The sequence below is a fragment of the Azospirillum tabaci genome (assembly GCF_014596085.1).
GTDB classification, from domain to species: domain Bacteria; phylum Pseudomonadota; class Alphaproteobacteria; order Azospirillales; family Azospirillaceae; genus Azospirillum; species Azospirillum tabaci.
Map to the genome: position 1 here is coordinate 128102 of NZ_JACCJY010000020.1, position 7231 is coordinate 135332.

Annotated in this window: 9 protein-coding genes; 2 read left to right on the top strand and 7 right to left on the bottom strand. The window is 67.9% G+C overall.

All coding sequences use genetic code 11. The annotated features are described in order from the left end of the window. The first annotated feature begins 152 nt into the window (after positions 1-152). Positions 153-635 carry a hypothetical protein gene (locus tag H0B54_RS18590; RefSeq protein WP_188261559.1) on the top strand — a complete coding sequence of 161 codons (483 nt, stop codon included), beginning with the start codon at positions 153-155 and terminating at the stop codon, positions 633-635. Between the two features lie 79 nt (positions 636-714). Here H0B54_RS18590 and H0B54_RS18595 read toward each other — a convergent pair whose 3' ends face one another. The 5 genes from H0B54_RS18595 to argH form a co-directional block, all read right to left on the bottom strand. Next, positions 715-1134, bottom strand: coding sequence for a bacteriohemerythrin (locus H0B54_RS18595; protein ID WP_188261560.1), 420 nt, complete (start codon positions 1132-1134; stop codon positions 715-717). A gap of 116 nt (positions 1135-1250) precedes the next feature. After that, positions 1251-1763, bottom strand: a complete 513-nt coding sequence (locus H0B54_RS18600; protein ID WP_188261561.1) for a hypothetical protein — start codon at positions 1761-1763, stop codon at positions 1251-1253. An 85-nt stretch (positions 1764-1848) separates the two neighbouring features. Next, a complete protein-coding gene (gene lysA, locus H0B54_RS18605; RefSeq protein WP_188261562.1) occupies positions 1849-3114 on the bottom strand; it encodes a diaminopimelate decarboxylase in 1266 nt (421 codons plus the stop codon). Then, positions 3111-3296: a hypothetical protein gene (locus tag H0B54_RS18610; RefSeq protein WP_174441325.1), complete on the bottom strand. Its 186-nt coding sequence runs from the start codon at positions 3294-3296 to the stop codon at positions 3111-3113. The genes lysA and H0B54_RS18610 overlap by 4 nt, the downstream gene beginning before the upstream one ends. Next, entirely contained in the window at positions 3293-4735 is a 1443-nt protein-coding gene (gene argH / locus H0B54_RS18615) for an argininosuccinate lyase (RefSeq protein WP_188261563.1), read from the bottom strand. The genes H0B54_RS18610 and argH overlap by 4 nt, the downstream gene beginning before the upstream one ends. Before the next feature lie 39 nt (positions 4736-4774). On the opposite strand from argH, the gene H0B54_RS18620 reads away from it, so the two are divergent. Continuing rightward, positions 4775-5434: a TlpA family protein disulfide reductase gene (locus H0B54_RS18620; RefSeq protein ID WP_188261564.1), complete on the top strand. Its 660-nt coding sequence runs from the start codon at positions 4775-4777 to the stop codon at positions 5432-5434. Positions 5435-5485: 51 nt separating this feature from the next. Here the strand turns inward: H0B54_RS18620 and H0B54_RS18625 are convergent, their stop codons facing one another. Continuing rightward, positions 5486-6067 (bottom strand): DUF4142 domain-containing protein, encoded by a 582-nt coding sequence (locus tag H0B54_RS18625; protein ID WP_188261565.1) that lies wholly within the window; start codon positions 6065-6067, stop codon positions 5486-5488. 136 nt (positions 6068-6203) lie between these two features. Further along, complete coding sequence (locus H0B54_RS18630) at positions 6204-7082, bottom strand: 3-hydroxybutyryl-CoA dehydrogenase (RefSeq protein ID WP_188261566.1); 879 nt, start codon at positions 7080-7082, stop codon at positions 6204-6206. Between the last annotated feature and the right edge of the window lie 149 nt (positions 7083-7231).

Genomic DNA, 7231 nt, shown 5'->3' on the forward strand with positions numbered 1-7231 from the left:
AAGGCGGCCTCAACCATGCCGATTCGAAATAGGGAGCCCGGCCGGCGAGAGGGAGTGGCGCTCTTTCCCCTTCACGACCGCGGTCGATCGGACGTTCTCCAGAAGGCGAGGCGCATCGCGCCCGCCCGGTTCCGTCCGATCAGGAGCGCCCCATGCCAAATCCCAAGAATTTCTCGGTGGAAAACGCTGCCGAGGAACGATTCCAACTCGATGCCTCCCAGCCTGGACATGTCCTGGTCTATCGGTTCGCCGACAAGGCCAAAGTGACCGATTGGAAGTCGCGCCGCCGGAACACCACTGGCGGCGGCTTCGCCAAACCCAGCGATGCGGTGCTGAACGACTGGGCGATCAAGCAAAGCTCGTTCGGCAGCCAATCGGAAAACACAAACGACAATCCGTTCCTGTCCGTCGCGACGGATTACGAGACACTCTATGCAAGAGCCGAGGGATGGGTGAAAAAAATTCTCGAGACGGCGCCCGACCTGGGAGTTTTCTCGGTGCCTTACGACAAGCTCTATCGGCCCTCACCGACCAAGCCCCTGTCGAGGGAGGAAACCGAATGGCTGTATTATGATGGCGACGACGAACTCGAGACCCATCTGGCGTCGTGGGCGGCCAATCCCTACAAGACGTAGTCGGCTTTCAAAGGCGGCTTTCGGAGGCGGGGCGGCGGGCCGGCGGCCGGCCCCGGAGCGGGCTTTCGCAGCCCGGCCCTCAGGACGTCGGGGCCGCCGCGCCTGAATCTCCGCCCCGACCCTCCAGCCATTCGCCGAACCACTTGTCCATGACCAGGATATGGCCGCACAGCCACATCTCGACGTAGCTCTGGAGGAACTGGACCTCCTCCAGATCGCGCGCGCCGGAGTCGGACTGCCGGCGGACGAAATCCGCGAACGTGTCGTGCATCTTCTTGTGCTTGGAGTAGTCGGGGTACCCGACCGCGTGCATCAGCCCTTCCTCGCGGCGGAAGTGATAGGCTGAATAATCGGCCAGCTCGCGCAGGAAGCGGTTCGCGGACTCCCGCGTTTCCCCGGCGGCGATGGCCGCGCTGAACTGGTTGAAGAGCTGAAACAGGCGCTGGTGGTCTCCGTCCACCGCGCTTTGACCGATGGCATAGGCCGCGTCCCACTCCATGATGATCCCCGCCCGTTTCTCGAACGGGGAATCATACGCCTTATGGATGGCTCTGTGCAGCGGTTATCGCACGCACCGGGCGCTCCCGGTTCGGCGCTTGCGCGTCCACTTGATCCTCAGCCTTTATGCCGGTCGGCCCACAGATAGACGTCGGCTTTGGTAATTCCCGCGAACTCCGCGATGGCGCCATAGGCCTGCGCGTCGATGCGGATGTCCTCCTGGTAGTAGGCGAGGAAGCCGATGCGCCAGTCGTTGGCGGGCTTCGCCAGGACGAGCTGCCGCAACTTGGACGAGCAGCCCTTCGGCCAGACGCTGCCGTCCATCTGACGTTCCGGGGAGCGGTCCAGGCAGGGGCTTTTGGTCAGCAGGATCTCGACGGTGTCGGGTTCCTGCCCGTCGTTCTGCTCGACATAGACGTCCCAATTGGCGATCAGCGCCTCCTCGGCGTGCGCCGCGCCGCCGCCCGGAACGGTGTTCTGGCCATTGGGCAGAGAGTTGAGAGTCCAGAGAAGGGTGTCGTCCTCGTTCCAGCGCATGACCAGCGCAACGAGGTTGGGGTCCTGGGCGACGGCCAGGGTGATGTCGGCGACGGCGTCGCGGAAGGCGCCGTTCAAGCGGATGGACGTCATGGAAAGGGGCTCCCTTCGGGTTGGATGCCCCCTTCCTGACGGTTTTTGGCCGGCTCGTGTGAAAGGCCGGGCGTGAAGCGCCGGTTCAGGCCTTCAGCCAGTCCGGCACGCGGTCCAGAGCCAGCAGCTCCTCCACCGACACGCGCGGCCGGATGACGGAGAACTGGTCGCCGTTCACCAACACCTCCGGGATCAGCGGGCGGGTGTTGTAGGTGGAGGACATGACCGCGCCATAGGCCCCCGCCGACAGGATCGCCACCAGCTCGTCCGGCGCCATCGCCGGCAGCGCGCGCTGGAGCGCGAAGGTGTCGCCGCTCTCGCAGACCGGGCCGACGACGTCGTAGGGCTCGGTGGCGGCGCCCTTGGCGGGCTCGGTCACCGGGACGATGCCGTGGTAGGCCTCGTAGAGGGTGGGGCGGATCAGGTCGTTCATCGCCGCGTCGATGATGACGAAGCGGCGGTGCAGCCCCTGCTTCAGGTAGATCACCCGCGACACCAGGATGCCGGCGTTACCGACCAGCGAGCGGCCCGGCTCCAGCGAGATGCGGCAGCCGAGATTGCCGGTGATCGACTTCACCATGGCGGCGTAGTCGGCGATGTCCGGCGGCGCCTCATGCTTGTAGACGATGCCCAGCCCGCCGCCGAGGTCGAGGCGGGTGATGTCGTGCCCGTCCTCGCGCAGGACGTGGAGCAGCGCCGCCACCCGCTCGTAAGCGGCGCGGAAGGGGGCGAGGTCGGTCAGCTGCGACCCGATGTGGACGGCGATGGCCACCGGCTTGATGCCCGGCAGCTTGGCGGCCTGGGCGTAGACCTCCCGCGCGTGGTCGTAGTCGACGCCGAACTTGTTCTCCTTCTTGCCCGTCGCGATCTTGGCGTGGGTCTTGGCGTCCACGTCGGGATTCACGCGGAAGGCGATGGGCGCGGTGACGCCCAGGCTGACCGCCACCTCCGACAGGGCCTCCACCTCCGGGATGGATTCCACGTTGATCTGGTGGATTCCGGCCTCCAGAGCGGCGCGCATCTCCTCGCGCGTCTTGCCGACGCCGGAGAAGATGATCTTGCCGGCCGGGATGCCGCCGGCCAGCGCGCGGCGCATCTCGCCGCCCGACACCACGTCGGCGCCGGCCCCCAGCCGGGCGAAGGCGCGGATGACGGCGAGGTTGGAGTTGGCCTTCACCGCGTAGCAGACGTCGGCGTCCTGCCCCGCGAAGGCTCCGGCGTAGGCGCTGTAATGCGCCTCCAGCGCCGCTGTGGAATAGCAGTAGAAGGGGGTGCCGACCTCCGCCGCGATGGTGGATAGCGGCACGGATTCGGCGTGCATCACGCCGTTGCGGTAGGCGAAGGCGCTCATGGGAAGCGGGCTCCGGAGGACGGCTGACCGGGCTTGGGGTCGGTCTTCGGGTTCGGGTAGGTGCCGGGGAATTTGTCGGCTTCCTTGCCCTGCGGGGGATCGACGAAGCTCGGCTTCTTGCCGCAGCCGGCCAGCGTCAGCGCGACGGCGGCGGTCGCCAGGATCAGCAGCGGGCGCCTCACAGGAAGCGCTCCCGCGCCGCCGCGACGGCCTCGCGCACGCGCACGGGGGAGGCGCCGCCGAAGCTGCGCCGGCTGTCCAGCGACGCCTCGATGCTCAGCGCCGGGAAGACGGACTCGGTGATTCGCGGCTCGATGGCCTGCAACTCCTCCAGGGTCAGGGCGGTCAGGCCGACGCGCTTGTCCTCCGCCGCCTTCACGGCGCGCCCGGTGATGTGGTGCGCCTCGCGGAAGGGGATGTTCAGTTCCCGCACCAGCCAGTCGGCGAGGTCGGTGGCGTTGAGGAAGCCGCGGTCGGTCGCCTCGCGCAGCGCCGGCACGTTCGGCTGCATGTCGCGCACCATGCCTTCCATGGCGGCGATGCACAGCGCCAGCGTGTCATCGGCCTCGAAGACCGGCTCCTTGTCCTCCTGCATGTCCTTGGAATAGGCCAGCGGCAGGCCCTTCATGGCGACCAGCAGGCTGTTCAGGCTGCCGATGACCCGCCCGGCCTTGGCGCGCACCAGCTCCGCCGCGTCCGGGTTCTTCTTCTGCGGCATGATGGAGGAGCCGGTGGTGAAGGCGTCCGTCAGCTTGATGAAGCGGAACTGCGCGGAGCACCACAGCACGATCTCCTCCGCGAAGCGGGAGAGGTGCATGCCACAGATGCTGGCGGCGGCCAGATACTCCAGCGCGAAGTCGCGGTCGGACACGGCGTCCAGCGAGTTGGCGGTGGGCCGGTCGAAGCCCAGCGCCTCCGCCGTCATGAAGCGGTCGATGGGGTAGGGTGTGCCGGCCAGCGCGGCGGAGCCGAGCGGGCACTCGTTCAGCCGGGCGCGGGCGTCGCGCAGGCGGCCGCGGTCGCGCCCGAACATTTCCACATAGGCCAGCAGGTGGTGGCCGAAGCTGACCGGCTGGGCGGCCTGGAGGTGGGTGAAGCCCGGCATCACCGTGTCGGTGTGCTTCTCCGCCAGATCGATCAGCGCGGCCTGGAGCGCCTTCAGCCCCTGGTCGGCGCGGTCGAGCGCGTCGCGCACCCACAGCTTGAAGTCGGTCGCCACCTGGTCGTTGCGCGACCGTCCGGTGTGCAGGCGCTTGGCCGGCTCGCCGATCAGCTCGGCCAGCCGGGCCTCCACGTTCATGTGGATGTCCTCCAGTTCCACCTTGAAGGTGAAGGCTCCGGAGTCGATCTCTTCCTTGACCCGGTCCAGCCCTTCGCGGATGGCATCGGCGTCGGCCTGGGTTATGATGCCCTGGCGCGCCAGCATGGCGGCGTGAGCCTTCGACCCGGCGATGTCCTGGTCGGCCAGCCGCTTGTCGAAGCCGATGGAGGCGTTGATCTTCTCCATGATGGCGGCGGGACCGCGGGCGAAGCGGCCGCCCCACATCTGGCTGGCGGCCGGGGCCGGGCCGTTTTGGGCGGCGCGGTCTTGATGGTTCGGCTTGGGCTGTTCGGCGCTCATGGCGGACACAATACGGGTGGGAGGACGGGAAGCGTGAGTATGCGGACTTTGGCGGCCACCGCAATCTTTTGTGTGACGCTGGGCGGTGCCGGGCTGTGGATGGCGCTGGCCGGACCGTCGGCCCCGCCGCCGCCCGCCGTGCTGACGCTGGACCAGCCGGCCAACCAGCCCTCCTCCGGGGTGACGGCGGTGGGTCTGGACAAGTTCCGCTACATGGAGCCGCTGACGCCGGTGCCGGAGCTGCCCTTCCTGGACGGGGAGGGCCGCCGGGTCGATCTGTCGGAATTCAAGGACCGTCTGGTCCTGCTAAATCTGTGGGCGACCTGGTGCGCGCCCTGCGTGAAGGAGATGCCGGCGCTCGACCGCCTCCAGGCGCAACTGGGCGGGCCTGGCTTCCAGGTGGTGGCGCTGTCGGTGGACCGCGGCGGCAGGGATCAGGTGCAGCCCTTCTACCAGCGGACCGGCGTGAAGAACCTCGACCTCTACCTCGACCCGTCGAGCGCCTCCATGCAGACGCTGAAGCTGCGCGGCCTGCCGACCACTCTGCTGGTCGATCAGGAGGGCCGCGAGCTTGGCCGTATTGAAGGCGCGGTGGAATGGGACTCGCCGGAGGTCATCGCCTTCCTGCGCAAGCACATGGGCCACGGCGGCGGCCCGAACCGCGACAGCCGCGGCGGCGTGGTGAAGACGGGCGGGTGATGCGTCCCAAATCCCTTCTCCCCTCTGGGGAGAGGGGGTGCAAGATTGCTCTTACTCCGACGAACCGGACATTCCCGGAGGTGCCTGGGTCTGCGGTGGGGCCGGGCGGCGGGCCAACTCGGCCATGATGCCCCGCGCCTCCTCGAAATGGCTGTGCAGCATGGGCAGGGCGTCGCGGGCAAAGTCCCCCGTCTCGCCGCCCCGCTCGGCCTGCGCCTCGTACAGCTTGATGGCGCGGGCGTGGGTCTCCTCCTCCGCGGCCATGTAGCGGCGGTCGAAGGCGCCCTCCGGCGTGTCGCGCAGGCTGGACATATGGGCGCGGGCGGACAGGCTCAACTCACGCGGGATGGGGATGCCGTGGCGCAGCGCCATGCCGGCCAGCCGGTCGGTCTTCAGCCCGTGATCGTCCGCCATGCGGCGGGCGAAGCGGCGAACCGGCTCGGTTTCCGCCCGGTCCTGGGCCAGCTTGCCGAGCGTCTGTTCGGCCATGCCGTCGGCCAACGCCTCGGCGATGAAGTTGCGCTCCTGCCGGGACAGGGTGGGAGGAGGTGTCGGGGCGGAGCCCGGCGCCTGCGCGAGGACCGGGCCGGACAGACAGGCCACAAGCATTGCCGTCAGGAAGCCGCGCCGCATCGCCCCCGTCCTTTCCGCTGTTCACCCGCCCCTGCGGGACGAACAGAGCGCGAGCGCAGCGGTTCCGCAAAAGCACGAAGCCCACCCCGGTTTCCCAGGGCGGGCTTCGCTCCAGCGTCCGTTCGGAGCCGCCGCGTCAGCGCGTCGGGACCGGCGGGTTCTTGGAGTAGTCGTAGAAGCCGCGGCCGACCTTGCGGCCGACCCAGCCGGCCTCGACATACTTCACCAGCAGCGGGCAGGGGCGGTACTTGCTGTCGGCCAGACCCTCGTAGAGGACCTGCATGACCGCCAGACAGGTGTCCAGGCCGATGAAGTCCGCCAGCTCCAGCGGGCCCATCGGGTGGTTGGCCCCCAGCTTCAGCGCCGTGTCGATGGCCTGGACGCCGCCCACCCCCTCATAGAGGGTGTAGACCGCCTCGTTGATCATCGGCAGCAGGATGCGGTTGACGATGAAGGCCGGGAAGTCCTCGGCCACCGCCGCGGTCTTGCCGATGTTCGCCGTCAGCTCGCTGATCGCGTTGAAGGTCGCCTCGTCCGTCGCGATGCCGCGGATCAGCTCGACGAGCTGCATCACCGGCACCGGGTTCATGAAATGCATGCCCATGAACTTGGACGGGCGGTCGGTCGAGGCCGCGAGGCGGGTGATCGAGATCGACGAGGTGTTCGTCGCGATCAGCGCCTCGGGCTTCAGGTTCGGGACCAGCTTCTTGAAGATCTCGCGCTTGAGCGCTTCGTTCTCCGTCGCGGCCTCGACCACGAGATCGGCGTCATGGAACACGGACAGGTCGGAACCGGTGGAGATGCGGGCGATCGCCGCCGTCTTGTCGGCCTCCGTCAGTTTCCCCTTCTGAACCTGACGGTCCATGTTCTTGGAGATGGCGGCCACCGACTTCTGCAGAATCTCCGTGCTGATGTCGGAGATGACGACCTCGTACCCCGCCTGCGCGCAGACGTGGGCGATGCCGCTGCCCATCTGGCCGGCACCGATGACGCCAATCTTCTTGATCGTGGACATATGAGCTTTCCCGCTTGTCTTTGGCCCGCTTGATTTGGGCAGAGGACCGGCCGATTAGGCCTTGTCCAGCTCGGCCGTCAGCTCCGGCACCGCCTTGAAGAGGTCGGCGACGAGGCCGTAGTCGGCGACCTGGAAGATCGGCGCCTCCT